This window comes from Paludibacterium flexuosum, from assembly GCF_037076605.1.
In the GTDB taxonomy this organism is placed as follows: domain Bacteria; phylum Pseudomonadota; class Gammaproteobacteria; order Burkholderiales; family Chromobacteriaceae; genus Paludibacterium.
Genome location: NZ_AP029060.1, coordinates 3,072,983 through 3,097,632 on the forward strand (window position 1 = coordinate 3,072,983; position 24,650 = coordinate 3,097,632).

A 24,650-nucleotide genomic window follows, 5' to 3' on the forward strand; every position below is an offset into this window, starting at 1 on the left:
CGCTCAGTCGATTTTCAGCAGCTCGACTTCAAAGACCAGTACGGCGTTCGGCGGAATCACGCCGCCGGCGCCACGTGCCCCATAGCCCAGTTCCGGCGGGATGGTCAGCTTGCGGACGCCGCCGACCTTCATGCCTGCCACGCCCTGATCCCAGCCTTTGATCACATGCCCGGCCCCCAGCGGAAAGCTGAACGGCTGAAAGCGGTCCTTGCTCGAGTCGAATTTCTTGCCATCCGTCAGCCAGCCGGTGTAATGCACGGTGACTTCCTTGCCCGGCGTGGCTTCGGCGCCTTCGCCAACGGTGATGTCTTCGATGATCAGTTCAGTGGTCATGATGTGTTCCGTGGAAATGAATAAGCGAAGCGGATTGTAGCAGGCCATGGCTTACCCTGTTGTATTCGCGGCTTGTTTTTCCGCGGCCAAACCATAACAATCAAATCAGCAGCCATCCTTTTCCGACCGTTCTGGAGGTGCCATGGAGCTGACCCATGATTCCGTCACCGAGCACGTCATCATTCGCGAAGTCCTGCCAGGCCGGATCCGGCACTGGCTGCAGCTGGCGCTGGAGGATCTGCAGCGCGCCTCGGCCGATGCCTTGTTTTATGGGGCGATCTTCGTGCTGATGGGCTATGCCGCTACCGGCTTCTTCTCCGCCACGCCGCTGGTGGTGCTGATTTTGTCTTCGCTGTTCCTGCTGACCGGGCCGTTCATGGCCATCGGCCTGTATGACCTGGCGCGCCAGCGCGAAGGGATCAAGCGGCACGGGCAGGTCTCGCTGTGGCGCAGTCTGCTGGCCTGGCGCCACAATCTGCAGGGCATCTCGCTCTATGCGGCCATGCTGGCGGTGCTGGCCTTCTGCTGGTTCCGGCTGTCGCTGCTGCTGTTTACCCTGTTTTTTGGTGCCGCCATGCTGCCTTCCCTTGGCGACATCCTGCTGCACCTGTCGCGCACGCCCAATGCCGCTTTTTTGCTGAGCTACTTTGCCGCCGGCCTGCTGTTTGCCCTGGTGGCCTTCGTCGCCAGTGTCATTGCCGTGCCGATGATGCTGGACAAGGAGGTCGACACCATGACCGCCATGCTCATCAGCCTGCGGGTGGTGCAAAAGAACATCAAGACAATGACATGGTGGGCCGCTATCATCGTGGTATTGACTGGTATCGGCCTGGCAACCTACCTGATCGGTCTGGTGTTCACCATGCCTCTGATCGCTCTCGCCAGCTGGCACGCCTACCGCGATACCGTCTCCTACCAATATTGAGGCAGATCCGCCCGGGCCGGGTCTGCGACCCGACCCGAGGTGCGATGCATGACCGTCCAGATTGTTTTTCCCGATCGTGACAGCCTGCCTGTCGAACTGCCTGCCTTTGCCTTCCCCCACCAGTTGCAGTGTCATGGCGAAACCGCTCCGGCCCAGTTGCTGGAGCGTTGTGCAGACGCCGAGGTGCTGATCGTCAACAAGGTGCCGCTGCGGCGTGAACTGCTGCAGCAATTGCCCAAGCTCAGGCTGATCGCCGTGGCCGCGACCGGGGTGAACAATGTGGATCTGGCTGCCTGCCACGAGCAGGAAATTGCCGTGTGCAACGTCCGCCATTACGGCGACGACACGGTGGCAGAGCATGCCTTCATGCTGATGCTGGCGCTGGCGCGCAATCTGCCCTACTACCGCCAGGCCGTCCTGGCCGGCGAGTGGGCACGTTCGCGCCAGTTTTGCCTGTATGGCGAGCCCGTGCGCGACATGGCTGGGCGTACGCTGGTCATCATCGGCTCCGGCGGGATCGGTCAGGCGCTGGCCGTCCGCGCCCGGGCGTTTGGCATGCAGGTGGTTTTCGCCGAGCGCCGGGGCGTCTCCACGCCAAGGCCTGGTTACTGTCTGTTTGAGGACGGTTTGCGTCGTGCCGACGTGCTGTCGCTGCACTGTTTGCTGACGCCGGAGACCCGCGGGCTGATCGATGCGGCGGCGCTGTCGCTGATGCGTCGAGATGCGCTGCTGATCAATACCGCCCGCGGCGAACTGGTAGATGAGGCGGCCTTGCTGGCGGCCCTGCAGGGCGGCAGGCTGGGCGGGGCAGGGTTGGACGTGCTGAGTGTCGAGCCGGCGCCGGAAGACCACATTCTGAGCCGCGTCGCGCTGCCCAATCTGATCGTCACGCCGCATGTGGCCTGGGCCAGTCAGCAGGCGATGACACGGCTGGCACAGCAGGTGGTGGACAATGTCAGTTCGTATTACGCCGGCAATTTGCAAAACCGGGTGGTGTGAGGCTGGACCTGTCCACGCAGCGGGGACAGGCGGCGGCTAGAGTTCGTCCAGCGTCGGGCGCGGGGTCTCTTCCGCGCCCATGCCCAGCCTGGCGCGTACTGCGCTCAGGTAGACGTTGACGTCCGGCGGGGTGTGGTTGCGCTGCGACTGCCAGATCATCTCGGCCAGGCAGTCCATCATGGCGTGCTGCGCAGCATGTTCGTCCCCCAGGCGCAGCGCCAGTTGCGCATACAGCGAGCGAATGCCAAACGGCTGATCGATCGAACGCTGCTCCTCGATGGCCATGTGCAGGCTCATGTGCAGGAAAGGATTGGTCTGGCCAAGCTCCGGCGGCCATTCCTGCTCCAGATATTGCTCCGGATTGTCGAGGATCGGGTGATATTCCGGGTGCGCCAGCAGGATTCCCAGGGTCAGGCGTTCGAGATCTGCCAAAGTTTCTTGCGCTTTATGCTTCGACCAGATATCAAAAAAAAAGCGACGCGCGTCCTGACGGCTTGGGTTGAACATGGGGAACGACCTGAGAAAAACGGGAAACCGGATTATACGCGATGGAGAGATGCCATGCCCACGTTCCATGATTTCAGCGCCGAGACCGGAGAGGGTGGCCAGCAGTCCCTGGCGCTTTATGCCGGCAAGGTCGTGCTGGTCGTCAATACCGCCAGCGAGTGCGGCTATACACGGCAATATGCCGGCCTGCAGGAGCTGCAGCAGCACTTCAGTCTGTCGCCGTTTAGCGTGCTGGCCTTTCCCTGCAACCAGTTCGGTGCGCAGGAGCCGGGCAGTCATGCCGACATCGTCTCCTTTTGCCAGACGCGCTTTGCCGTGACGTTCCCGGTGATGGCCAAATGTGAGGTCAACGGCCCGGGGGCCAGCCCCTTGTGGCAATGGCTGACCGGTGCCGCCGGCGACTACCCGCAGCCGGTGAAGTGGAACTTCACCAAATTCCTCATCGATCCGCAGGGGCGGCTGGTCAAGCGCTTCGAGCCAGCGGTCGAGCCCTATGAACTGGTAGAAGATATCCATCGCCTGCTGCGGCGCCCCTGAGGCAAGGGCGTGAAAAATGCCGCTGGCAGTCTGGCTGCGAGCGGCATGGTTTTGCTGGGCAGGACACTCAGCCCTTGCGCTGGAAAATCACATCCCAGACACCATGGCCGAGGCGGATGCCGCGCAGCTCGAACTTGGTCAGCGGGCGGTAATCCGGCCGCGGCGCATAGCCTTCGGCGACACTATTGGCCAGCAGCGGCTCAGCGCTGAACACTTCCAGCATTTGCTGGGCATACTCCTCCCAGTCGGTGGCTGCGTGCAGATAGCCGCCGGGACGCAGCTTGGTGGCCAGTTTGGCAATCAGCGGCGACTGGATCAGGCGGCGCTTGTGGTGCCGCTTCTTCGGCCAGGGATCGGGGAAGAAAATATGAATGCCGTCCAGGCAGCCATCGGCCAGCATATTGTCGATGACCTCGACTGCATCGTGGCGGATCAGGCGCAGATTGCTCAGTTGCTTCTCATTGATCAGCTTGAGCAGGTTGCCGACACCGGGGGAGTGTACCTCGATGCCGAGATAATCGCGGTCAGGATTCTGCTCGGCGATCTCCGCCGTGGCCGTGCCCATGCCGAAGCCAATCTCGAGAATCTTGGGCGCGCTGCGTCCGAACGCCTGCGTCAGGTCGAGCACTGCCGGCTGATACTCGATGCCCCAGCGCGGCATGCCTTCGTCCATGGCGCGCTTCTGCGCTGCAGACAGGTGACCTTGCCGCAGGACAAAGCTGCGAATATGCCGTTGAAAATCCGGGTTTTCCATCGTATTGAGCGCCAAAATCGAAAAACAGCTGATGTTACCGAAACTTGGCCTGCAGGGCGAGGGCATCGTCCGCGACCGCCAGAAAATCATGCACCGTGTGGTATTGCAGCACGTCGCCCAGCTCGCGCTTGAGCCGGCCATTGTCCAGTTGCCGCGATTCGGTCAGAAAGGAAGCCTGCATCGGGCTGAGCACCTGCAGCAGTTCGGCCATCGGCAGACGTGTCACCCGCGCCAGGCCGAAGCGGTCGGCCAGCAGATCGAACCAGTCGCCGAAGGGCAGGGGCAGATCGTCGCAGGCGTTATACACCCTGATCCCACCTTCTCGTCGCAGCGCCCGTACACACAGTCGTGCCAGATCATCGGCATGGATGTGATTGCCGAAACCATCCTGTTCGCGAATGGCCGCCGGGGTGCCGGCACGCAGCCGGTCCAGCGGCAGGCGATCCTCGGCATAAATCCCCGGCGCACGCAGCACCGTCACCGTCATCGGCCAATGTGCGGCCTGGCGCAGGGCGGCTTCGGCGGCAATGCGGCGCAGGGCACGCGGCGTGCGGGCGGCCAGCGGCGTACATTCCGTCACCCTTCTGCCTTGCTGGTCGCCGTAGACACCTGAAGTGCTGATGTAGACAAAACGCTGTGGTATGCTGATGGTTTTTCTCAGCGCAGACAATAGCTTAACCAGGCGAGGATCCTGCTGGCCGTGCAGCGGCGGCGGGGCGGTGTACAGTACCGCCTGGGCCAGTCCGGCCAGACGTCGCAGACTGCGGGCATCGTCCAGATCGGCCAGCACCGGCAGGACGCCGAGTTCACGGGCGCGACGTTGTTGATCGGCGCCGCGTACCAGCGCCACGATCCGCCAGTGACCGCGCAGCAGCGGTATGGCACGGCGGGCGACATCGCCCAGGCCGGCTATCAGTAATGTTTGCATGCTCAATATTTTAGCGAATTCAGGGTAAGGGCAAGATGGTATCTCAAGTCAAAGTGCAACCGAGTGGGCATGAGTTTGGTGTCGAAGCGCACGAAACCATTCTTGAGGCGGCATTGCGCCAGAATATCGGCCTGCCGTACGGCTGCCGCAACGGCGCCTGCGGTGCCTGCCGCGGCAAGGTCGTCAGTGGCGAGGTGAGCACCGAAGGGTATGCCGATTCGGCGCTGTCGGAGCAGGATCGTGTGCAGGGCTACACGCTGTTTTGCTGTGCCCGTCCGCAAGGCGATCTCACCATCGAGGCCAACGTGCTCAGCAGCGCCGGCCAGATTCAGATCAAGACCCTGCCGTGCCGTGTCGAAACCATCGAAAAAATCCACGACGTGGCAGTGCTGCGCCTGAAATTGCCGGTTTCAGAGCGTCTGCAGTTCATGGCCGGCCAGTACATCGACATCCTGATGAAAGATGGCAAGTCGCGCAGTTTCTCCATCGCCAATGCCCCGCACGATGATGCCTTCATCGAACTGCATATCCGTCACCAGCCTGGCGGTTCTTTCTCCGAGTATGTGTTCAATCAGATGAAGGAGCGCGAAATCATGCGCTTCAAGGGGCCGATGGGCTCGTTCTTCCTGCGCGAAGACTCGGACAAGCCGATCATTCTGGTGGCCAGTGGCACCGGCTTTGCCCCGATCAAGGGGATTGTCGAGCATGCCCTGTTCACCGGCAGCCAGCGTCCGATGGTGCTCTACTGGGGCGCCCGTACCAAGCCGGATCTCTATATGGCATCCCTGGCCGAGCAGTGGCAGGCAGCGCATCCGGACTTGTTCCGCTTTGTGCCGGTGTTGTCGGAAGCCCGTGTCGAAGACGCCTGGACCGGCCGGACCGGCTTCGTGCATCAGGCGGTGCTGGATGACTTTGCCGACCTGTCCGGCCATCAGGTTTACGCTTGCGGCGTGCCGGTGATGGTCGAGGCCGCGCATCGCAGCTTTATCGCCGAGCGCGGCTTGCCGGAGAGCGAGTTCTTCTCCGATGCCTTCTTCCTGGCCAAGGACATGCAGGGCAAATAAAAAGCGGCTTTTTTGTCTTGCCCAAATGCGACCCGGAATATCTGTTTCGGGTCGCTTTTTTTATGCGTCATTCCGGCTGATTGGTGCACTGCAGCGAATGACGGCGTGAATAAGCCTGCCTGTCCCTTTGTGCAGTGTTTGAGTCTTTGGTCTAGCCTAAGTAGATGAAATTCAAAGGTAAATAGACGGTTTCTCTGGTGGGAAACAGGCCGGTTTTTGTACGTGGAAAACAGGCTTTCGCTATCTATATTGAATAAATCTGTGATTGATCAAGTCGTAAAGTCATGATGGTCTGCTATCTTCAAGCTGAGTCACGGCTATCTTAACGTTTCATTATTTAATAATATTGCTGCCATGAGCATGAGCCGGGCCTTCAGGCCAGCCATGTGCGCCGGGAAATGCGGTTTCCTGGCCGCAATCTACACCCCGCAAAGCGGTCGCCGGGCGGTGATCGCCAAAACCAATTTGGATGTAAGTCCAAGGAGTGCAACATGACCAAGTTTGGTGTCCATTCTGAATGCGGCAAGCTGCGAAGTGTTCTCGTCAGCCGTCCTAATCTGGCGCACAAGCGTCTGACCCCGGGCAACTGTGACAGCATGCTGTTTGATGATGTGATCTGGGTTGAGCGTGCGCAGCAAGACCATGCCTTCTTCGTCGAACAAATGCGTTCGCGTGGCATTGAAGTGGTCGAGCTGATGGATGCCCTGGCCAAGGTGATGGATGACAAGGCCGGTCGTGCCTGGGTGCTGGATCGCAAGGTCAAGGCCGACAACGTCGGCATCGGCATGCAAAAGGAACTGCGTGCCTGGCTGGATGAAATGCCGTCTGCTCAACTGGCTGAACACATGATTGGCGGTATCGCCAAGTTCGAACTGCCGTTCGACGCCAAGGGCCTGTTCGGTGGCTATCTGGATCGTTCCGACTTCGTGCTGCCGGCTGTGCCGAACATTCTGTTCCAGCGCGATACCACCTGCTGGATGTACGAAGGTGTGACCCTGAACCCGATGTACTGGCCGGCTCGCCGCCAGGAAACCCTGCTGCTGCAAGCTGTGTACAAGTTCCATCCGTACTTTGCCGGCAAGGTGAACGTATGGTGGGGCGACAGCGACACGGATTATGGCCTGGCCACCCTGGAAGGCGGCGACGTGATGCCGATCGGCAACGGCGTGGTCCTGATCGGCATGGGCGAACGCACCAGCCCGCAAGCCGTGGTACAAGTGGCTCGCAACATTCTGGGCAAGGAAGGCGGCGCGACCCGCGTCATCGCCTGCCAGATGCCGAAGAGCCGTGGTGCCATGCACCTGGATACCGTGTTCAGCTTCCTCGACATCGATCTCATCTCGGTGTTCCCGGACGTGGTCGACGAAATCGTCTGCACCAGCATGTACCAGGGTGACAAGGCCGGTGAAGTCCGCTTCGAGCGTCACGAAGGCAAGCATCTGCTGGAAGTGGTTCGCGAAGCCCTGGGCCTGAGCGAAATCCGCGCCCTGGAAACCGGTGGCGACGCTTACCAGCGCGAACGCGAACAGTGGGATGACGGCAATAACGTCGTGGCCCTGGACCGTCGTGTGGTCGTGGCTTACGACCGCAACACCCATACCAACCGCCTGATGCGCGAGCATGGTGTGGAAGTGATCGAGATCCCGGCCGCCGAACTGGGCCGTGGCCGTGGTGGTGGTCACTGCATGACCTGCCCGCTGATCCGCGACGAAGTAAAAATCTAAATCCGAATAGGGTGCAGGGAGTGGCACTCGGGCAGCAAAAACGCCCGCCACTCCCTTTTGACGCCCGGTAGTCAGCAATCAACAGCTTTAGGAGCGATACATGGCTTTCAATCTGCGCAACCGTCATTTTCTGAAGATGCTGGACTTCACCCCGCGTGAAATCCGCTACATGCTGGACCTGGCCCGTGACCTGAAGCGCGCCAAGTACAACGGTACCGAGCAGCAACACCTGAAGGGCAAGAACGTTGCCCTGATCTTCGAAAAGACCTCGACCCGTACCCGCTGTGCGTTCGAAGTGGCCTGCTATGACCAGGGCGCGCACGTGACCTACCTCGGCCCGTCCGGCTCGCAGATCGGTCACAAGGAATCGATGAAGGATACCGCCCGCGTTCTGGGCCGCATGTACGATGCCATCGAATACCGTGGCTTCAGCCAGGAAATGGTTGAGAAGGAACTGGCTGCCTACGCTGGTGTGCCGGTGTACAACGGTCTGACCGACGAATTCCACCCGACCCAGATGCTGGCCGACGTGCTGACCATGTGGGAAAACAGCGACAAGCCGCTGTCCCAGATCAGCTACACCTACATGGGTGACGCCCGCAACAACATGGGTAACTCGCTGCTGGTGATCGGTTGCAAACTGGGTATGCACGTACGCATCGGTGCGCCGAAGCACCTGTGGCCGACCGACGAACTGGTTGCCGAGTGCAAGAAGATCGCCGCTGAAACCGGCGCCCGCATCACGCTGACCGAAGATCCAGTCGAAGCCGTGAAGGGTACCGACTTCGTTCACACTGACGTCTGGGTGTCGATGGGCGAGCCGGAATCGGCCTGGAAGGAACGTATCGACCTGCTGAAGCCGTATCAGGTCAACATGGCGCTGATGAAGGCCAGCGGCAACCCGAACGTGAAGTTCATGCACTGCCTGCCGGCGTACCACAACAAGGAAACCAAGATCGGTCAGTGGGTCTTCGAGACCTTCGGTCTGGACGGCGTGGAAGTGACCGAAGACGTCTTCGAGTCGCCGATGGCCCTGCAGTTCGAACAAGCTGAAAACCGCATGCACACCATCAAGGCGATCCTGGTCGCCACCCTGGGTGACTGATCGCGGCTGATCGGCAAGATGACAACCCGGACAGATTCTGTCCGGGTTTTTTCATTTACAGCCCCAGTGCTTCGGCATGCTGCTTGCAGAATGCATGGCCGGTTTCATACCCAATGTCGTACAGCCGTGCCAGATTGCTGTGCGACCAGTCCAGTTCGTGCAGGTTGTCGCTGGCACTCATGCGCTCCTCGAAATTGACCCGCAGCAGTTCACAACGTGGTTTGCCAGTGGCCGGATCGACATTGTGCAGCGCCTGGAAAAGCTTCAGGTCATCCCGTGCCAGTTCGGTCAGTGGCACGATGATCGACTGCACCCAGGCGTCGTAAAGGTCGCGCGGCGGATGCAGAATGCGCTCGCTGCCCAGCACGTCAAACACCACGACGCTGTCGATCGGCGCGGTATGACGCTGGAACAGCCCCTTGAAATTCAGTGTGTCGAGTGCGGCGCCTTCGATGTAGTAGTCGCCATTGAGCAGGTAGGGCGGATAGAGGAAGGGGAAGGACATGGCGGCCAGAAACTGTGCCTTGCCGATTTCGGTCTTGTCCCAGCTGTCCATGCGCCGCTGGCTCAGGTTGTAGGCACTGAGATAGAACTGCGGACCGCTGTTGGCCAGGGCGTCGAAGTCCACCACACTGTCGATGAAGGGGACGTGCGCGCACAGGCCGGTGCTGTCTGCGCTCAGATCGCTCGGGCACAGGGAGGCCAGCATCAGTTGCGTCCAGTCGTTCACAAAACGTGCCGCCTCGCTGCTGTCCTGTTGTTGCCTCAGTGCGGCCAGCAGCGGATTGGCTGCGCACAGCTGGCGCCAGAAATCAGCCAGCAGGCCGGGCTTGTTGAACACTTTGTAGTTGACGGGAAACTGCGCATAAATGGCGTCATCCACCCCCATGTCGATCAGGGCCCGCAGGGCGGCGCGCGGATCGCCCGATCTGGGCGCACTGTAGAGCAGGCCAATCAGGGCACCTGCGCCCGAGGTCGAGATCAGCTCGAAACGTACCTGGCGATCGATAAAGGCTTCCAGCGCGCCTGCCATCAGGGTGGCATTGGGTGCGCCCCCGCCGAGGATCAGGGCGACGGATTTGGGATTGGCGGACGGCTTGCGCACGGGGGTCATGACTTGACTCCTGATTGGAATGAGCTCAAGTCATTATGTAGCAGGGGTGGTTAAAATAACAATGTCATTTGTGCGAGTGCAGCAAGGATTTTTATGGCATGAAAAAAGCCGCCTGGCGGCGGCTCTTTTCCGGCTGGCTCACAGGCCTTCAAATTCGCACACGGTAAATAGCGGCAGCCCTTCCCGACGGATCAGCTGACTGCCCCCCAGTTCCGGCAGATCGATGATCGCCGCGGCTTCCAGGACATCTGCGCCCAGTTTCTTGAGCAGCTTGTAGCCGGCGATCATGGTGCCGCCGGTGGCGACCAGGTCGTCGATCAGCACCACGCGGTCGCCCTGCTTGCAGGCGTCGGTATGCATCTCGACCGTGGCGTTGCCGTATTCCAGCACATATTCTTCGGCCACCGTGGTGTAGGGCAGTTTGCCCTTCTTGCGGATCGGGACGAAGCCGATGTTCAGTTCATAGGCCAGTACCGAGCCGATGATGAAACCACGTGCGTCCAGCCCGGCAATCAGGTCAACCTGTTCGGACATGTAGCGGTGCACGAACAGATCGATCAGCACCCGGAAGGATTTCGGGTTCTGCAGCAGGGGCGTGATGTCGCGGAACATCACGCCTTCGTGCGGCCAATCGGGGACGGTACGGATCCAGCCCTTGAGGTAGCTGGCATAATCCAGGTTGCTTAGATTTTCCATACCGTCATTGTACCCAATCAGAAGAGTGCCAGCTTGAAAATCCACAGGGCGGCGATGATGACCACGGCCGGTTTCAGATCGCGGTAGCGGCCAGCCAGGATCTTGATCACGGCGTAGCTGATGAAACCGAAGGCGATGCCGTCAGCAATCGAGAAGGTGAACGGCATGGCCAGTGCAGTCATCACGGCCGGGGCCGATTCGGTCAGGTCGTGCCACTCGATTTCCGCCAGGCCGCGAGCCATCAGCACGGCGACATAGCACAATGCCGGCGCGGTGGCATAAGCCGGTACCGTCTTGGCCAGCGGCGACAACCACAGGCAGGCCAGGAACAGGATGGCGACCACGGTGGCGGTGAGGCCGGTACGGCCGCCCACGGCAGTGCCTGCCGCCGACTCGATGTAGGCGGTGGTGGACGAGGTGCCCATCACGGCGCCGGCGGTAATGGCGATGGAGTCGGCCAGCAGGGCGCGCTTCAGGCGCGGCAGCTTGCCATCCTTGTCCAGCAGGCCGGCGCGGTGCGAGACGCCGATCAGCGTACCGGTGGTGTCAAACAGGTCGACGAAGAAGAACACGAACACCACGCCCAGCAGGCCGATGTTGGCCGCGCCATGCAGATCCATCTGCATGAAGGTCGGTGCCATGCTCGGTACCGGGGCCACGATGCCTTCGAACTTCGACAGGCCGAACAGGATCGACAGCGCGGTGACGACCAGAATGCCGATGATGATCGAACCGTGAATGCGGCGATATTCCAGGGCCACGATCAGGAAGAAGCCGAAGATGGCCAGCAGGGTGGTCGGATTGTGCATGTCACCCAGCGTCAGATAGGTCACCGGATGAGCGGCGACGACGCCGGCGTTCTTCAGTGCAATGATCGCCAGGAACATGCCGACACCGGCCGAGATGGCAAATTTCAGCGACTGCGGAATGGCGTTGACGATGGCCTCGCGTACCTTGAACAGGCTGACCGCCAGGAAGACCAGGCCGGAGATGAAGACCGCACCGAGGGCGACCTGCCAGTGCACGCCCATCCCCTTGACGACGGTAAAGGTGAAGTAGGCGTTCAGACCCATGCCCGGGGCCAGGGCCATCGGGTAGTTAGCCACCAGGCCCATGATGGCGGTACCCAGCGCGGCAGCCAGGCAGGTGGCGACGAAGACGGCGTTCAGGTCCATGCCGGTCGAGGACAGGATCAGCGGGTTGACCAGGACGATGTAGGCCATGGTCAGGAAAGTGGTAAACCCGGCCAGCACTTCCGTCTTGACCGTGGTATGGTGTTCTTTCAGTTTGAAAAAACTTTCCAGTAACTGCATTGGTATTCGCTCCCTCTACGTCATTGCATAACAACAAAGGGCGTGATTCTAAGCGGTAAGTTGGTGATTTTCCTAAACTTTGACGTGAAAATACCTGCCTGGATTCCATCGGTTAGCGATTTGTGATATCCTGAAAAATTATATTTTTACTGGGTGTTGCGGCTGATCATGACACAGGCAAGCGGCACGATTTTCATCGTTGTGGCCCCTTCCGGGGCAGGAAAGACTTCGCTGGTCGCGGCCCTGCTGGAGGCCGAGCCGAGCGTTTGCCTGTCTGTCTCCCATACCACGCGTGCGGCGCGTGAAGGCGAGATCGACGGCAAGCATTATCACTTCATCTCGCATGCCGAGTTCGAGACCATGATCCGCCAGGGTGATTTCCTCGAGTATGCCGAGGTGTACGGCAATTATTACGGCACCAGTAGCGGCTGGATCCGCTCGCGTCTGGCCGAGGGTCAGGACATCTTGCTGGAAATCGACTGGCAGGGTGCGCGCCAGGTGCGCAAGGTCTTCCCCGAGGCGGTGGGCATCTTCATTGTGCCGCCCTCGATCGAAGAGCTGGAGCGCCGCCTGCGCGGCCGGGCAACCGATAGTCCCGAGGTCATCGAGCGCCGTCTGGCCTCGGCGCGCAACGAGATCGACATGATCCCGGAATACGACTACATGGTGGTCAATGAGAATTTTGAGCGTGCACGGCTGGATCTGATCAGCATCGTGCGTGCCCAGCGGCTGCGCACTCCGGTGCAACGGCTGCGTTTTGCCGACAAACTGGCCCATATGGGAACCCAGCGCTGAGGCGATTGGTTTGCCGCCGGTTTTTCGTTATAGTTTTCATTCATTTTGAGAGAAAGTTCCGACATGGCCCGTATTACTGTAGATGATTGCCTGGACCGTATCACCAACCGCTTCGACCTGACCCTGGCTGCAGCCTACCGCGCCCGTCAGGTCGCTTCCGGTGCCACGGCATTCGTGGATGCCGGTCGTCACAAACCGACCGTGGTTGCCCTGCGCGAAATCGCCGCCGGCCACGTCGGCAAGGAAGTTCTGACCCGTAGCCGCACCTGATCCGGGACGGTAGCACAACCCCATGAATGCCGACGCAGTCTCGCCCATCGATTATCAAGCCATCATCGAGCGCGACGCCGAGGCATTTTTTTCTGCTGCAGCGCGCTATCTGAAACCGGATGATGTCAAGCTGCTGCAGCAGGCCTTCGCCCTCAGTCGCGAGGCGCATGAAGGGCAGACCCGCAAGAGCGGCGAGCCCTACATCACCCATCCGCTGGCCGTGGCCACCATGCTCACCGACTGGCGCATCGACGCCCAGGGGCTGGCCGCCGCGCTGCTGCACGATGTCCTGGAGGACACCGGGGTCAGCAAGCCCACGCTGAGTGAAAAATTCGGTCGTACCATCGCCGATCTGGTCGATGGTCTCTCCAAGCTGGAACGCCTCGAGTATCAGACCCGCGAAACCGCCCAGGCAGAGAATTTCCGCAAGATGGTGCTGGCCATGGCGCGCGATATCCGCGTCATCATCGTCAAGCTGGCCGACCGTCTGCACAATATGCGCACCCTCGATTCGATGCGCGAGGACAAGCGTAAACGCATCGCACTCGAAACCCTGGAGATCTACGCCCCGGTCGCCAACCGCATCGGCCTGAACCGCGTTTACCGCGAGTTGCAGGATCTGGCGTTCAAACACCTGCACTACCACCGCTATCACGTGCTCAACAAGGCTGTGCGGGCCGCGCGCGGCAACCGGCGCGAAGTGGTCAACAAGATCCTGCAGGCGGTGAGTCAGAAGCTGGTGAGCTGTAATATCGAAGCGGTGATCAAGGGGCGCGAGAAAAACCTCTACAGCATCTACAAGAAAATGCAGGAAAAGCACCTGTCGTTTTCCGAGGTGCTGGATATCTACGGCTTCCGCGTGGTGGTCAACGATATTCCGAGCTGCTACCTGGCGCTCGGCGCCCTGCACAGCCTGTACAAACCTATCCCCGGCAAGTTCAAGGATTACATCGCCATTCCCAAGGGCAATGGCTATCAGAGTCTGCATACCACCCTGTTCGGCCCCTATGGCACGCCGGTGGAGATGCAGATCCGTACCCGCGACATGAACCGCGTGGCCGAAGCCGGCGTGGCGTCGCACTGGATGTACAAGAGCGGCGATGCCAGTCTGGATACGGCGCAGCAGCGTACCCATCAGTGGCTGCAGAGCATTCTCGACATCCAGGCGGAAAGCGATGATCCGGTCGAATTTTTCGAACACATCAAGATCGACCTGTTCCCGGACGAAGCCTACGTCTTCACCCCCAAGGGCAAGATCCTGGTGCTGCCGCAAGGCTCGACCCCGGTAGACTTTGCCTATGCGGTTCATACCGATGTCGGTCATCGCTGTATTGCCGCGCGCGTCAACCATGCCCTGGTGCCGCTGCGTACCGTACTGCGCAATGGCGATACGGTGGAAATCATCACCTCGACCCAGGCCAAGCCCAACCCGTCCTGGCTGAGCTTCGTGCAAAGCGGTCGGGCACGCTCCTGCATCCGCAGCTACCTCAAGAGCATGCAGCGCAGCGAGGCCGCCCAGCTGGGCGAGAAAATGCTGCGCCAGGCCGTCGGAGCCCTGGCGGCCGAGCCGCTGCAGATCGACGATGCCCTGCGCGAAGCCTATCTGCGTGAGCACGGCGACAAAATGAGCAGCTTCCAGGACATGCTGGTGGAAATCGGCGTCGGCAAGCTGCTGCCGGTGGTGGCTGCGCGCCGCCTGATCGAACTGGCCGGCGAGCGGCTGGGCGAGGACCTGCACCTGGCGCCGGTCGCCATCCGCGGCAACGAAGGTGGCTCGGTGCAACTGTCCGCCTGCTGCAACCCGATTCCCGGCGATGACATCATCGGCGTGATCACCAAGGGGCAGGGGCTGGTGATTCACCGTTCCGGTTGTCCCAATGCCAAGCGCGCCGATGCCGACAAACTGCTGGCCGTCACCTGGGATGCCCAGAAGGACCGCATGTTCGGCGCGACCATCAGTGTCCTGGCTCGCAAGGAGCGCGGTGCCCTGGCCGAAATCGCCACGGCCATCTCGCTGGCCTCGGCCAATATCGAGGGCGTCGATACCCTCGACACCCATATGGGCGACGACTTCCTGCATATCCACTTCCGCGTGCAGGTCGAAGGGCTGGCACATCTGGAGCGGGTGCTGACCGAAATCGGTCAGGTGAAGTTCGTCCAGCGCGCCGAGAGGAAATGAGTTCGATGCTTGAGTTGAGTATCAATGGCGAAGCCCAGCGCTTCGATAATGTTGCTACCGTGGCCGACCTGATTGCGGCACTGGCACTGGGCGGCAAGCGCATCGCCGTGGAGCTGAACGGTGAAATCGTGCCGCGCAGCCGTCATGCCGAGACCGCGCTGGCGTCGCAGGATGTGCTGGAGATTGTGGTTGCTGTCGGCGGTGGCTGACCGGGAGATCGTGCAAGTGTTGCAAAATGACCAATTGGTGATTGCAGGAAAAAGCTATGATTCCCGCCTGCTGGTAGGGACCGGGAAATACCGTGATTTCCAGCAGACAGCGGACGCTCTGGATGCCTCGGGGTGTGAAATCGTTACGGTGGCCATCCGCCGTGTCAACCTGGGGCAAAACCCTAACGAGCCGAATTTGCTCGACTTTTTGCCTAAAAACCGGTATACATTGCTGCCCAATACGGCGGGCTGCTACAGCGCGGACGAGGCGGTACGTACCCTTCGGCTGGCGCGCGAGCTGCTCGACGATCATCGGTTGGTCAAGCTGGAAGTCCTGGGTGATGCTACCTCGCTGTATCCCAATGTGCGTGAAACGCTGAAGGCTGCCGAAACGCTGGTCAACGAAGGTTTCGACGTGATGGTGTATACCTCCGACGATCCCATTGTGGCCCGCGAACTCGAAGCCATTGGCTGTTGCGCCATCATGCCGCTGGCCAGCCTGATCGGTTCCGGCATGGGAATCATCAACCCGTGGAATCTGGGGTTGATTATTGAATCGGTTAATGTGCCGGTGCTGGTGGATGCCGGTGTCGGTACCGCGTCGGATGCGGCCATTGCCATGGAGCTTGGCTGTGACGGCGTTCTGATGAATACCGCGATCGCGGCAGCAAACGATCCGGTGCTCATGGCGCATGCCATGAAACAGGCTGTTGAGGCTGGCCGTGCTGCCTTCAGGGCAGGGCGGATGCCTAAACGTTTTTATAGTGCTACACCAAGTTCGCCGAGTCTGGGGGTGATTTCGACCCGCAAGGCATGATGATGTCGCCTTGCACTGTCGTATTCGGGCTTTCATTAAGTCCGTCAATTGGTTACAATATTGGATTATTCGAGCTTTGTGCTCATCTGAATTTTTAAGGATGATGGTTAATGCCTCACATTCGCGTTAAAGAGAATGAGCCGTTTGAAGTTGCAATGCGCCGCTTCAAGCGTTCGGTAGAAAAGACCGGTCTGCTGACCGAACTGCGCGCCCGCGAGTTCTACGAAAAGCCGACCACCGAACGCAAGCGCAAGCATGCTGCTGCCGTAAAGCGCCACTACAAGCGCATCCGCAGCCAAATGCTGCCGCCGAAGCTGTTCTAATCGCTTCGCCATTCGGCAGTCCCGCAGGACCGCAGGTTTAACCTGCGGTTTTGCCGTTTGTACGACCGGTTTTTCGATCCCCCTCATTTGGACAGTCAAGCATGAGTCTCAAAGCCCGTATCCAGGATGATATGAAGGCCGCCATGAAGGCGCGGGAAACCGAGCGCCTGGCGGCCATTCGTTTGCTCATGGCCGCCATGAAGCAGAAAGAAGTCGACGAGCGCATCGAGCTGGACGACGCGGCCATCCTGGCGGTCATCGACAAGATGTGCAAGCAATTGCGCGATTCGATCAGCCAGTACGAAGCCGCGGGTCGCATGGATTTGGTGGAGAAAGAGCGTTTCGAGCTGGAAACCTTGACTACCTATCTGCCGCAGCAACTGAGTGAAGCCGAAATCGATGCCCTGATCGAAGCCGCCGTGCAGCAGTCCGGCGCCGCCTCGATGCAGGACATGGGCAAGGTCATGGGGCTCTTGAAGCCGCAAATGGCCGGCCGCGCCGACATGGGAGCGGTCTCCGCCCGCATCAAGGCCCGGCTGGCGCGCTAAGCGCTGCATGCTGCCGTGATCCCGCAGGATTTCGTCGATCAGTTGCTGACGCGCGTCGACATCGTCGACGTGGTGGATCGCTACGTCCCGCTGAAAAAAGGCGGGCAGAATTACCTGGCGTGCTGCCCCTTCCACAAGGAAAAGTCGCCATCCTTCACCGTCAGCCAGTCCAAGCAGTTCTATCACTGCTTTGGTTGCGGTGCGCACGGCTCCGCCATCGGCTTCGTCATGGAGTATCAGGGGCTGGGCTTTGTCGATGCGGTCAAACTGCTGGCCGAAAGCGTCGGCATGACCGTGCCGCAGGCGGTGCGCAGCCTGGATCCGGTGGCCGAACAGGCCGCCCGCGTACGCCGGCTGTCGCTGGAAGAAGGTCTGCAGCAGGCCGCAGGCTATTACAAGCAGCAACTGAAGTCCTCGCCCAATGCGGTTTCGTACTGCAAGGGCCGCGGCCTGAGCGGCGAAATCGCCGCCCGCTTCGGCCTTGGCTATGCCCCTGATGGCTGGCAGAACCTGGCGGCGATCTTCAGTGACTACCAGGATGAACGCCTGGTGGAGTCCGGACTGGTCATCCAGAACGAAGAAGGACGACGTTACGACCGTTTCCGCGACCGGCTGATGTTCCCGATCCGCAACCAGCGCGGCGGCATCATCGGCTTTGGCGGACGTGTTCTGGGCAAAGGCGAGCCAAAGTACCTCAACTCGCCGGAAACCCCGCTGTTCGAAAAGGGGCGTGAACTCTACGGCCTGTACGAAGCCAGACAGGGCATCCGTGCCCAGAACCGCGTGCTGGTGGTCGAAGGCTATATGGACGTGGTGGCCCTGGCGCAGTACGGCATCGATTACGCCGTCGCGACCCTCGGTACCGCCACCACCGGCGAGCACGTGCGCAAGCTGATGCGCCATGCCGACCACGTGTATTTCTGTTTCGACGGTGACCGCGCCGGCCAGAAAGCGGCCTGGCGTGCGCTGGAGAACAGCCTGCCGCAGCTGCAGGACGGCAAATCGCTACATTTTCTCTTCCTGCCGGAAGAACATGATCCGGACAGTTTTGTCCGAGAACAGGGCAGGGAGAAATTCGAGACACTGTTGCAGGAACAAAGCCTGCCGCTCTCGACCTATTTCACGCGCGAACTGACCACGCGCGTTGACATGAATTCGCCGGAAGGGCGTGCCGACCTGATTCGTCAGGCCATGCCGCTTCTGGCACAGATTGCAGCACCGGCACTTGGCCTGATCATCAAAAAGCGGCTGGCGGAACTCGCCGGCATAGATGTCGATGAATTCGACATGCTGATGGGCAACAAAAAGCCGGAGCGCAAGGGCAAGCGCGAATACCGCTTGCCGGCCGGATCCGTCAGGCCGTCCCAGATGTCCATCGTACGCCGCCAGTTGAAATGGCTGCTGATGAACCCGAACTGGGCCGAAGACGTGCAAATGCCAGACAGCCTGACGCTCTCGGATGACCTGGCCTGTTTTGCCATGCTGGCCGAACGTGCTCGCGAGCACGGAACCGACCTGACCACGGCGCAGCTGATCGAATCCATTCGCGGTACTCCCTGGGAGTCGCTGGTGGATGGTGTGCTGCAGCAGGCCATGCAAGACCCGGAAGAATTCGCTGCACCGGACGACGACGACAGAATGCAGTTTCGCGATGGCAATGAGAAATTGCTGCAACTGCTGCGCGAGGCCGAGCTTGATCGGCTAAAACAGAAGTCCCGGAGCGAGCGATTGACAACGGAAGAATCGAAACTGATGCTCGAATTGCTGAGTCGCAAGACCTGAATTCAACCCATCGGTGCTATACTCAACTGTTTTTTTCGGCTTTTTCAAGCAGGAAGCGAAATGGCGGCCTCTCCCGAAAATCAAAAGGAAGTACAGGAACAGGCGATGAGCCTCGAAGAACAGCGCAAGCGGCTGCGTCAGCTGATTGCCCTGGGCAAAGAGCGCGGTTACCTGACCTACGCGGAAATCAACGACCATCTGCCTGAAGATGTGTCCGATGCCGAGCAGATCGAAAACATCGTGACCATGATCAGCGGTCTCGGTATCCAGGTGTATGACGAAGCCCCGGATGCCGACACGCTGCTGATGTCCGATGCGGCGCCTGCGGTGGCCGACGAGGATGCGGTTGAAGAAGCGGAAGCGGCGCTGTCCTCGGTCGATTCCGAATTCGGCCGTACCACCGACCCGGTGCGCATGTACATGCGCGAAATGGGCTCGGTCGAACTCCTGACGCGCGAAGGCGAAATCGAAATCGCCAAGCGTATCGAGGATGGCCTCAAGTTCATGATCCAGGCCATTTCGGCATGTCCGGGCACCATTGCCGACGTGCTGGAACTGATCGACCGCGTCGAACGCGAAGAAATTCGCGTTGACGAAGTGGTCGACGGCTTCATCGACCCCAACGCCGAAGACACTGAAGAAGTGGCCTTTGCCGAACCGGTGGTCGAAGAAGAAGAGCTGATCGACGACGAAGATGCCGAAGACGCCGACGCCGAAGCCGATGTCGAAGCCGCTGCCAGTGCCAATCTGGAAGAACTCAAGCAGCAGGCGCTGGAGCACTTCCGCGCCGTGCGTGCCCTGTTCGACAAGATGGTCGTGGAGCTGGGCAAGAACGGCTCGCACAGCCCGGCCTATCTGCAGCTGCAGGAAGCCATCTCGGCCGAGTTCATGAAGGTTCGCTTCTCCACCCGTCAGATCGAAAGCCTGTGCGAATCGCTGCGCCGCCGCGTCAACGAAATCCGTACCTTCGAGCGTGACATCCAGGACATCTGCGTGACCCGCGTGCGCATGGATCGTGCCCACTTCATCAAGTGCTTCCCGGGCAACGAATGCAACCTGACCTGGGTGGAAGAAGAAATCAATGCCGGCAAGGCGTGGTCGGAATCCCTGACCCGCTTCAAGTACGCCATCATTGAAAAGCAGTCGAAACTGGCCGAGCTGCAGGAAAAGGCCATGCTGCCGATCAAGGAGCTGAAGGAAATCAACCGGCAGATGTCTTCCGGTGAATCCAAGGCACGGCGCGCCAAGAAGGAAATGATCGAGGCCAACCTGCGTCTGGTGATCTCGATTGCCAAGAAGTACACCAACCGTGGCCTGCAGTTCCTCGACCTGATCCAGGAAGGCAACATCGGGCTGATGAAGGCGGTGGACAAGTTCGAATACCGCCGCGGTTACAAGTTCTCGACCTACGCCACCTGGTGGATTCGCCAGGCCATCACCCGCTCCATCGCGGACCAGGCGCGCACCATCCGTATTCCGGTGCACATGATCGAGACCATCAACAAGATGAACCGCATCAGCCGTCAGATCCTGCAGGAAACCGGTCGCGAGCCCGATCCGGCGGAACTGGCCGAGCGCATGGAAATGCCCGAGGAGAAGATCCGCAAGATCATGAAGATCTCCAAGGAGCCGATCTCCATGGAAACGCCGATCGGCGACGATGACGACAGCCATCTGGGCGACTTCATCGAAGACTCGGTGACCCTGGCGCCGTCCGAAGCGGTGATGTATTCCAGCCTCAAGGACGCCACCAAGGAAGTGCTCGATACCCTGACACCGCGCGAAGCCAAGGTGCTGCGCATGCGTTTCGGCATCGACATGAACACCGACCACACGCTGGAAGAAGTCGGCAAGCAGTTCGACGTCACCCGCGAACGGATCCGCCAGATCGAAGCCAAGGCACTGCGCAAACTGCGTCACCCGACCCGCTCGGAACGCCTGCGCAGCTTCCTCGACAACGAACCGGGCAATCAGTAAAGGCTAGTGGCACGGCGGTGCGGATTTGTTATAATCCGCACCCCACGGGCCTTTAGCTCAGTTGGTTAGAGCAGAGGACTCATAATCCTTTGGTCGCGGGTTCGAGCCCCGCAGGGCCCACCAAACACATCAAGGCTCTCAGCGCGTTAACCGCTGAGAGCCTTTTCGCTATCCGCTTCAGGCAAGTTGCTGACGCAGGCGTTCTATTACAGAACGAGCGAGTGACCATGCTTGCATCGCCGGGCTAAAATGTCGGCATCCACTCAACACCACCTCCTGACCGGGCACCGGCTACCATGAACACCCATCGCCTCTCTGTACTGCTGAGCATCGCCACCATCATGACCGCTGCTGCCTGCATGGCCAATCCGCTGCCGGGCAGTGTTGTCGCCCCGAAGACCTTCGCTTTCGATGGCAAGTCCTATCGTCTGGCGTTTTCCCACACCGGCGTGATGCGGTCCACCTGGGAGTACGGTCTTGAGGGAGAGGATGTTCAGAACTGGCAGTGGACCAGCCTGGTGACCATCACACAAGTCAACAAGCTGTCGAGCATGGCGCAATGGATGCAGAGCATGGCACAAGCCCTGCAAAAGGAAAATCCGCCGCCGCGCTATGAGATGCGACAAGTCGGGGAAAGTCAGGCGCAATTCAGCATGATCTATCTGCCGGTTGCCGGGAGCGCCAAACTGCAAACCTACGAGTCCGATGTCTGGATTGCCCGCACCGCCTGCGGAGGCATCGTCAACCTGCAATTTGCCCGCCAGTACCCCGCGATCCCGGGTGAAAACCTGCAGGAAAAACTCGCCGCCATCCAGCGGGACAACACGGCGGACATGGCCAGGATCCAGGCTCTGGACTGGCAGGCCGAGTGCCAGTAGCGCCCCCCGGGGGGCTTTCACCCCCCGGCCTCCGCAAGATTGCCTACTCCGCCAACAACACCGTACAACCCGCCACCTGCCGTGCCCGCGCTGCACTGGGCAGATACAGCCATGACGACTGGCCGTCGATCGCCTCGACCGCCCAGGCCAGGCGGCTATCGACAATCAGACGGCACAGGCCCTGCTCGGGCAGGCTGTCACGCGGGGGGCAAAGCCGGGAAACCAGCTGCAACAACTGCAGATCGCGCTGCTGACGACTTGGTGGATAGACCAGGGGTGAATTACCATCATACGCAGCCATACAAACTCCTTGCATGAGTGTGTGTGGTTAGCGGGCCCGGGGGTGTTGTCGCACCCAAGGGCCCGCGCCCGTTACGGCAAATGCCGCAGACAGCACACTACTCAATGCACCGACAGACAAGCAAGCCAGCGCGGTCAGAACCGACAACACACCCGGCCGGCCCTCGCCGACCAAGCGATCACATCACCCCCCGCTGACCATGCCCAGCAACTGCAGACACTGATCGCGCAAACCCTGCAGCAACAATCGGCTCTTTGCCGCATCCATCTCCGGCGAACCACGCACACGGGCATACCAGATCCCTTCCGCCGTCAGTCGCAGCAACAGCAACTGATTGGCCAGCGGCGTGTCACAACCGTCCTCCTCCTCCAGCGCCATCTGCACCAGCCGACATTGCTCGATGCAATAGGGCCAGGCCAGCGACAACAGGGCCAAGGCCTTGGTGGTGTCGGCCGAATCGGTAAAGGCTGTTTGAATATAGGCGCGGGTATAGCGCCCGGGGCCGGGCGGCTCCTGCTGCAAGGCTTGTTCGAAACGGCTGCGAAAACCATCCAGCAAGCTGTCGGTCACGGCATTGAGCAGGCCGGCACGGTTCTCGAAGTGATGAATCAGTGCGCCTTTGCTCACCCCTGCCCGGCGGCAGACGGCATCAAGCGTCACGGCATGCAGGCCCACCCCGACCAGCAGTTCGATGCTGGCGGAAATCAGTCCTGCCTTGACGCGCTCAGGCTGTTTGGGACGATGGTGAAAAAAGGACATGACAACCTGCCACTGCTTGAATGCCGCCATTATCTACGGGATCAAGCAAAAAGCAAGTTGTCATGCAAGCGGGGTCACAATTTGAAGTTCGACAGCGTCTGCAACTGTTGCTGCACCAGCGCATCCAGATGATGTGCGCTGGCGGCGGTATTCTGCGCAGCCGCACTGGATTCTTCCGACATCTGGGCCGTACGTTCTACCTGCATGGCGATATTGTTGCTGGCCACCCCCTGCTGCTGAATGGCCGCAGAGATTTCGCCAATACTGCTGGCCGAGTGCGCCGCATGCTCGCCAATCGTCTCGATGGCCCGGCTGGCCTCATCGGCACGCGACACACTGGTTTCCACCAGCGTGTCGGCCGCTTCCATCGATTCCGCCGTGCGCTTGGCCATGGTGACCATGGACTCGATCGTGGCAGCGATTTCCTGCGTCGACTTGGTGGTACGCTCCGCGAGCTTGCGCACCTCGTCCGCCACCACGGCAAAGCCGCGCCCCTGCTCACCGGCGCGCGCCGCTTCGATGGCGGCATTCAAGGCCAGCAGGTTGGTCTGGTCGGCGATATCGCGAATCACGTTTACCACGGTACCGACCTGGGCACTTTCCTGCTCCAGCTTTTGAATGTCGGTGGCCGAGGATTTCACCATGCTGGAGATTTCGTGAATGTCCAGAATCGTCTGGCGAATGATGGCCGAACCAGACTGCACCAGTTCACGGGCTTCTTCCGTCCCGGCCTTGGTGGTGACTGCCTGCTCGGCGACATGGTTGATGCTGACCGTCATCTGCTCAATGGTGGCCGCCATGCTGGACGCCGCCTCACTTTGCGCTGCCGAGGCCGTGGACACCTGTTGGGCGGTGGCGCTCAGCTCGAGCGAGGCCTTGCCGACATCGTCGGCTACATGGCGCAAGGACTTGAAGCTGGTTTGCAAGGTATCCAGCAGGCGGTTCAGCGCCTGGCAGGCATCGCCGACCTCATCCTGATGGACGATCGCCACGCGCTGGCTGAAGTCGAGGGTATCGCTGATCTGATGCAAGGCCTGGCGAATCTGGCCCAGACCGGTGCGGATGGCACGGTACAGGCTCACGGCCAGCAGGCCGGACACCAGGAAGGCCAGCGCAATGACCGCCAGCGAGATCAGGCGGGAAGTCTCATAGGCCTTGCGGCTCTCAGCGGCATCTTGCTTGGTCAGTACCTTGTTCAGGGTATAGTGGGCATCCATGGCGGCTTCCGTGGCCCGTGCCGCCTTGGTGGCGTTTTTCAGCTGCGCAATCTGCTGCTCATGAGACATGGACGAGGCGTGCTGCACCAGGGGCTGAATCACTTGCCAAAACTGGTTATAGCTGTCTTTGACCTTGTTCAGCGCCTGCTGGTCTTCCTCGTTGTAGATATTCTTCTGCTGGTAATCATCCAGTGCCGAATCAATTTTGGATTTGCCCAGTTCAATTTTGGCCTTGGCATCGGCCAGTTCGGTCTCGTTGGCGGCCAGCGTGATGTCGCGGATACCGACGCGGATATTGGTCAGGCCATGCTGCGCCTTGGTGATATCGTCAATGCTGGGAAAAATATTATCCATCATGGCTTCGTGGCTGGTCTGGCTACGGCCCAGTTCCCAGATGCCATAGCCCCCGACGATCAGCAGGGCGCTGAGCGCCACCAGCAGGGTCAAAACCAGCCGCCTTGAGATAGTCATTCTTTGCTCCGTTTTTTTATAGATTCACGTCAAGAGAGTCTAAAGAATTATGTGTTTTATTCCTACATTAAACCGTAAAATACCAAATGGTATGTTTGTTTTTGACCACATTTTATAAATGCTTA

Annotated in this window: 26 protein-coding genes and 1 tRNA gene; 17 read left to right on the forward strand and 10 right to left on the reverse strand. The window is 60.1% G+C overall.

Annotated elements, in window-relative coordinates:
* Window positions 1-3: 3 nt before the first annotated feature.
* Window positions 4-333 carry an FKBP-type peptidyl-prolyl cis-trans isomerase gene (locus AACH39_RS14645; RefSeq protein WP_215778236.1) on the reverse strand — a complete coding sequence of 110 codons (330 nt, stop codon included), beginning with the start codon at window positions 331-333 and terminating at the stop codon, window positions 4-6.
* Window positions 334-475: 142 nt separating this feature from the next.
* On the opposite strand from AACH39_RS14645, the gene AACH39_RS14650 reads away from it, so the two are divergent.
* The gene (locus AACH39_RS14650; RefSeq protein WP_215778233.1) at window positions 476-1,258 is read left to right on the forward strand and encodes a DUF2189 domain-containing protein; all 783 of its coding nucleotides are present in this window, start codon (window positions 476-478) and stop codon (window positions 1,256-1,258) included.
* A 48-nt stretch (window positions 1,259-1,306) separates the two neighbouring features.
* A complete protein-coding gene (locus AACH39_RS14655; protein ID WP_338620470.1) occupies window positions 1,307-2,257 on the forward strand; it encodes a D-2-hydroxyacid dehydrogenase in 951 nt (316 codons plus the stop codon).
* Window positions 2,258-2,293: 36 nt separating this feature from the next.
* Here AACH39_RS14655 and AACH39_RS14660 read toward each other — a convergent pair whose 3' ends face one another.
* Window positions 2,294-2,764, reverse strand: coding sequence for a DUF1841 family protein (locus AACH39_RS14660; RefSeq protein ID WP_215778211.1), 471 nt, complete (start codon window positions 2,762-2,764; stop codon window positions 2,294-2,296).
* 54 nt (window positions 2,765-2,818) lie between these two features.
* Between AACH39_RS14660 and AACH39_RS14665 the strand changes: the two genes are divergently transcribed.
* Window positions 2,819-3,301: a glutathione peroxidase gene (locus tag AACH39_RS14665; RefSeq protein WP_215778208.1), complete on the forward strand. Its 483-nt coding sequence runs from the start codon at window positions 2,819-2,821 to the stop codon at window positions 3,299-3,301.
* Between the two features lie 67 nt (window positions 3,302-3,368).
* Here the strand turns inward: AACH39_RS14665 and trmB are convergent, their stop codons facing one another.
* Both trmB and AACH39_RS14675 read right to left on the reverse strand, forming a co-directional pair.
* Window positions 3,369-4,055, reverse strand: a complete 687-nt coding sequence (trmB, locus tag AACH39_RS14670) for a tRNA (guanosine(46)-N7)-methyltransferase TrmB (RefSeq protein ID WP_338620471.1) — start codon at window positions 4,053-4,055, stop codon at window positions 3,369-3,371.
* 34 nt (window positions 4,056-4,089) lie between these two features.
* Window positions 4,090-4,983, reverse strand: coding sequence for an NAD(P)H-binding protein (locus AACH39_RS14675; RefSeq protein ID WP_215778203.1), 894 nt, complete (start codon window positions 4,981-4,983; stop codon window positions 4,090-4,092).
* Window positions 4,984-5,018: 35 nt separating this feature from the next.
* On the opposite strand from AACH39_RS14675, the gene AACH39_RS14680 reads away from it, so the two are divergent.
* The 3 genes from AACH39_RS14680 to AACH39_RS14690 all read left to right on the forward strand — a co-directional run bounded on the left by AACH39_RS14680 (window position 5,019) and on the right by AACH39_RS14690 (window position 8,876).
* Window positions 5,019-6,047: a CDP-6-deoxy-delta-3,4-glucoseen reductase gene (locus AACH39_RS14680; protein WP_215778200.1), complete on the forward strand. Its 1,029-nt coding sequence runs from the start codon at window positions 5,019-5,021 to the stop codon at window positions 6,045-6,047.
* 491 nt (window positions 6,048-6,538) lie between these two features.
* A complete protein-coding gene (locus tag AACH39_RS14685; RefSeq protein ID WP_215778198.1) occupies window positions 6,539-7,771 on the forward strand; it encodes an arginine deiminase in 1,233 nt (410 codons plus the stop codon).
* A 100-nt stretch (window positions 7,772-7,871) separates the two neighbouring features.
* A complete protein-coding gene (locus AACH39_RS14690; RefSeq protein ID WP_215778195.1) occupies window positions 7,872-8,876 on the forward strand; it encodes an ornithine carbamoyltransferase in 1,005 nt (334 codons plus the stop codon).
* Window positions 8,877-8,931: 55 nt separating this feature from the next.
* Here AACH39_RS14690 and AACH39_RS14695 read toward each other — a convergent pair whose 3' ends face one another.
* From AACH39_RS14695 to AACH39_RS14705, 3 genes are all read right to left on the reverse strand, one after another.
* On the reverse strand, window positions 8,932-9,990 hold the full coding sequence (locus AACH39_RS14695) for a patatin-like phospholipase family protein (protein ID WP_338620472.1): 1,059 nt from the start codon (window positions 9,988-9,990) through the stop codon (window positions 8,932-8,934).
* Between the two features lie 138 nt (window positions 9,991-10,128).
* The gene (locus AACH39_RS14700; RefSeq protein WP_215778188.1) at window positions 10,129-10,686 is read right to left on the reverse strand and encodes an adenine phosphoribosyltransferase; all 558 of its coding nucleotides are present in this window, start codon (window positions 10,684-10,686) and stop codon (window positions 10,129-10,131) included.
* A 17-nt stretch (window positions 10,687-10,703) separates the two neighbouring features.
* Window positions 10,704-11,999, reverse strand: a complete 1,296-nt coding sequence (locus tag AACH39_RS14705; protein WP_215778185.1) for an NCS2 family permease — start codon at window positions 11,997-11,999, stop codon at window positions 10,704-10,706.
* A 168-nt stretch (window positions 12,000-12,167) separates the two neighbouring features.
* Here AACH39_RS14705 and gmk point away from each other — a divergent pair, with 168 nt between their 5' ends.
* The 11 genes from gmk (at window position 12,168) to AACH39_RS14760 (ending at window position 21,777) form a co-directional block, all read left to right on the forward strand.
* Window positions 12,168-12,794 carry a guanylate kinase gene (gmk, locus tag AACH39_RS14710; protein ID WP_215778183.1) on the forward strand — a complete coding sequence of 209 codons (627 nt, stop codon included), beginning with the start codon at window positions 12,168-12,170 and terminating at the stop codon, window positions 12,792-12,794.
* Between the two features lie 63 nt (window positions 12,795-12,857).
* On the forward strand, window positions 12,858-13,064 hold the full coding sequence (gene rpoZ / locus AACH39_RS14715; RefSeq protein WP_215778180.1) for a DNA-directed RNA polymerase subunit omega: 207 nt from the start codon (window positions 12,858-12,860) through the stop codon (window positions 13,062-13,064).
* Between the two features lie 22 nt (window positions 13,065-13,086).
* On the forward strand, window positions 13,087-15,243 hold the full coding sequence (locus AACH39_RS14720) for a bifunctional (p)ppGpp synthetase/guanosine-3',5'-bis(diphosphate) 3'-pyrophosphohydrolase (protein ID WP_215778177.1): 2,157 nt from the start codon (window positions 13,087-13,089) through the stop codon (window positions 15,241-15,243).
* Between the two features lie 5 nt (window positions 15,244-15,248).
* The gene (gene thiS / locus AACH39_RS14725) at window positions 15,249-15,452 is read left to right on the forward strand and encodes a sulfur carrier protein ThiS (protein ID WP_215778174.1); all 204 of its coding nucleotides are present in this window, start codon (window positions 15,249-15,251) and stop codon (window positions 15,450-15,452) included.
* A 19-nt stretch (window positions 15,453-15,471) separates the two neighbouring features.
* On the forward strand, window positions 15,472-16,269 hold the full coding sequence (locus AACH39_RS14730) for a thiazole synthase (RefSeq protein WP_338621283.1): 798 nt from the start codon (window positions 15,472-15,474) through the stop codon (window positions 16,267-16,269).
* A gap of 110 nt (window positions 16,270-16,379) precedes the next feature.
* Complete coding sequence (gene rpsU, locus AACH39_RS14735) at window positions 16,380-16,592, forward strand: 30S ribosomal protein S21 (protein ID WP_133678739.1); 213 nt, start codon at window positions 16,380-16,382, stop codon at window positions 16,590-16,592.
* A 101-nt stretch (window positions 16,593-16,693) separates the two neighbouring features.
* Window positions 16,694-17,140, forward strand: a complete 447-nt coding sequence (locus tag AACH39_RS14740) for a GatB/YqeY domain-containing protein (RefSeq protein WP_215778171.1) — start codon at window positions 16,694-16,696, stop codon at window positions 17,138-17,140.
* 15 nt (window positions 17,141-17,155) lie between these two features.
* Window positions 17,156-18,922: a DNA primase gene (dnaG, locus tag AACH39_RS14745; RefSeq protein ID WP_215778170.1), complete on the forward strand. Its 1,767-nt coding sequence runs from the start codon at window positions 17,156-17,158 to the stop codon at window positions 18,920-18,922.
* 60 nt (window positions 18,923-18,982) lie between these two features.
* Window positions 18,983-20,899, forward strand: coding sequence for an RNA polymerase sigma factor RpoD (gene rpoD, locus AACH39_RS14750; protein WP_215778168.1), 1,917 nt, complete (start codon window positions 18,983-18,985; stop codon window positions 20,897-20,899).
* A gap of 46 nt (window positions 20,900-20,945) precedes the next feature.
* A tRNA-Ile gene (locus tag AACH39_RS14755) sits at window positions 20,946-21,022 on the forward strand.
* Window positions 21,023-21,195: 173 nt separating this feature from the next.
* Window positions 21,196-21,777, forward strand: coding sequence for a hypothetical protein (locus AACH39_RS14760; protein WP_215778166.1), 582 nt, complete (start codon window positions 21,196-21,198; stop codon window positions 21,775-21,777).
* Window positions 21,778-21,820: 43 nt separating this feature from the next.
* Here AACH39_RS14760 and AACH39_RS14765 read toward each other — a convergent pair whose 3' ends face one another.
* From AACH39_RS14765 to AACH39_RS14775, 3 genes are all read right to left on the reverse strand, one after another.
* Window positions 21,821-22,078, reverse strand: a complete 258-nt coding sequence (locus tag AACH39_RS14765; RefSeq protein WP_338620473.1) for a hypothetical protein — start codon at window positions 22,076-22,078, stop codon at window positions 21,821-21,823.
* Window positions 22,079-22,261: 183 nt separating this feature from the next.
* A complete protein-coding gene (locus AACH39_RS14770; protein WP_215778164.1) occupies window positions 22,262-22,837 on the reverse strand; it encodes a TetR/AcrR family transcriptional regulator in 576 nt (191 codons plus the stop codon).
* Between the two features lie 74 nt (window positions 22,838-22,911).
* Window positions 22,912-24,525, reverse strand: a complete 1,614-nt coding sequence (locus AACH39_RS14775) for a methyl-accepting chemotaxis protein (RefSeq protein ID WP_215778161.1) — start codon at window positions 24,523-24,525, stop codon at window positions 22,912-22,914.
* Between the last annotated feature and the right edge of the window lie 125 nt (window positions 24,526-24,650).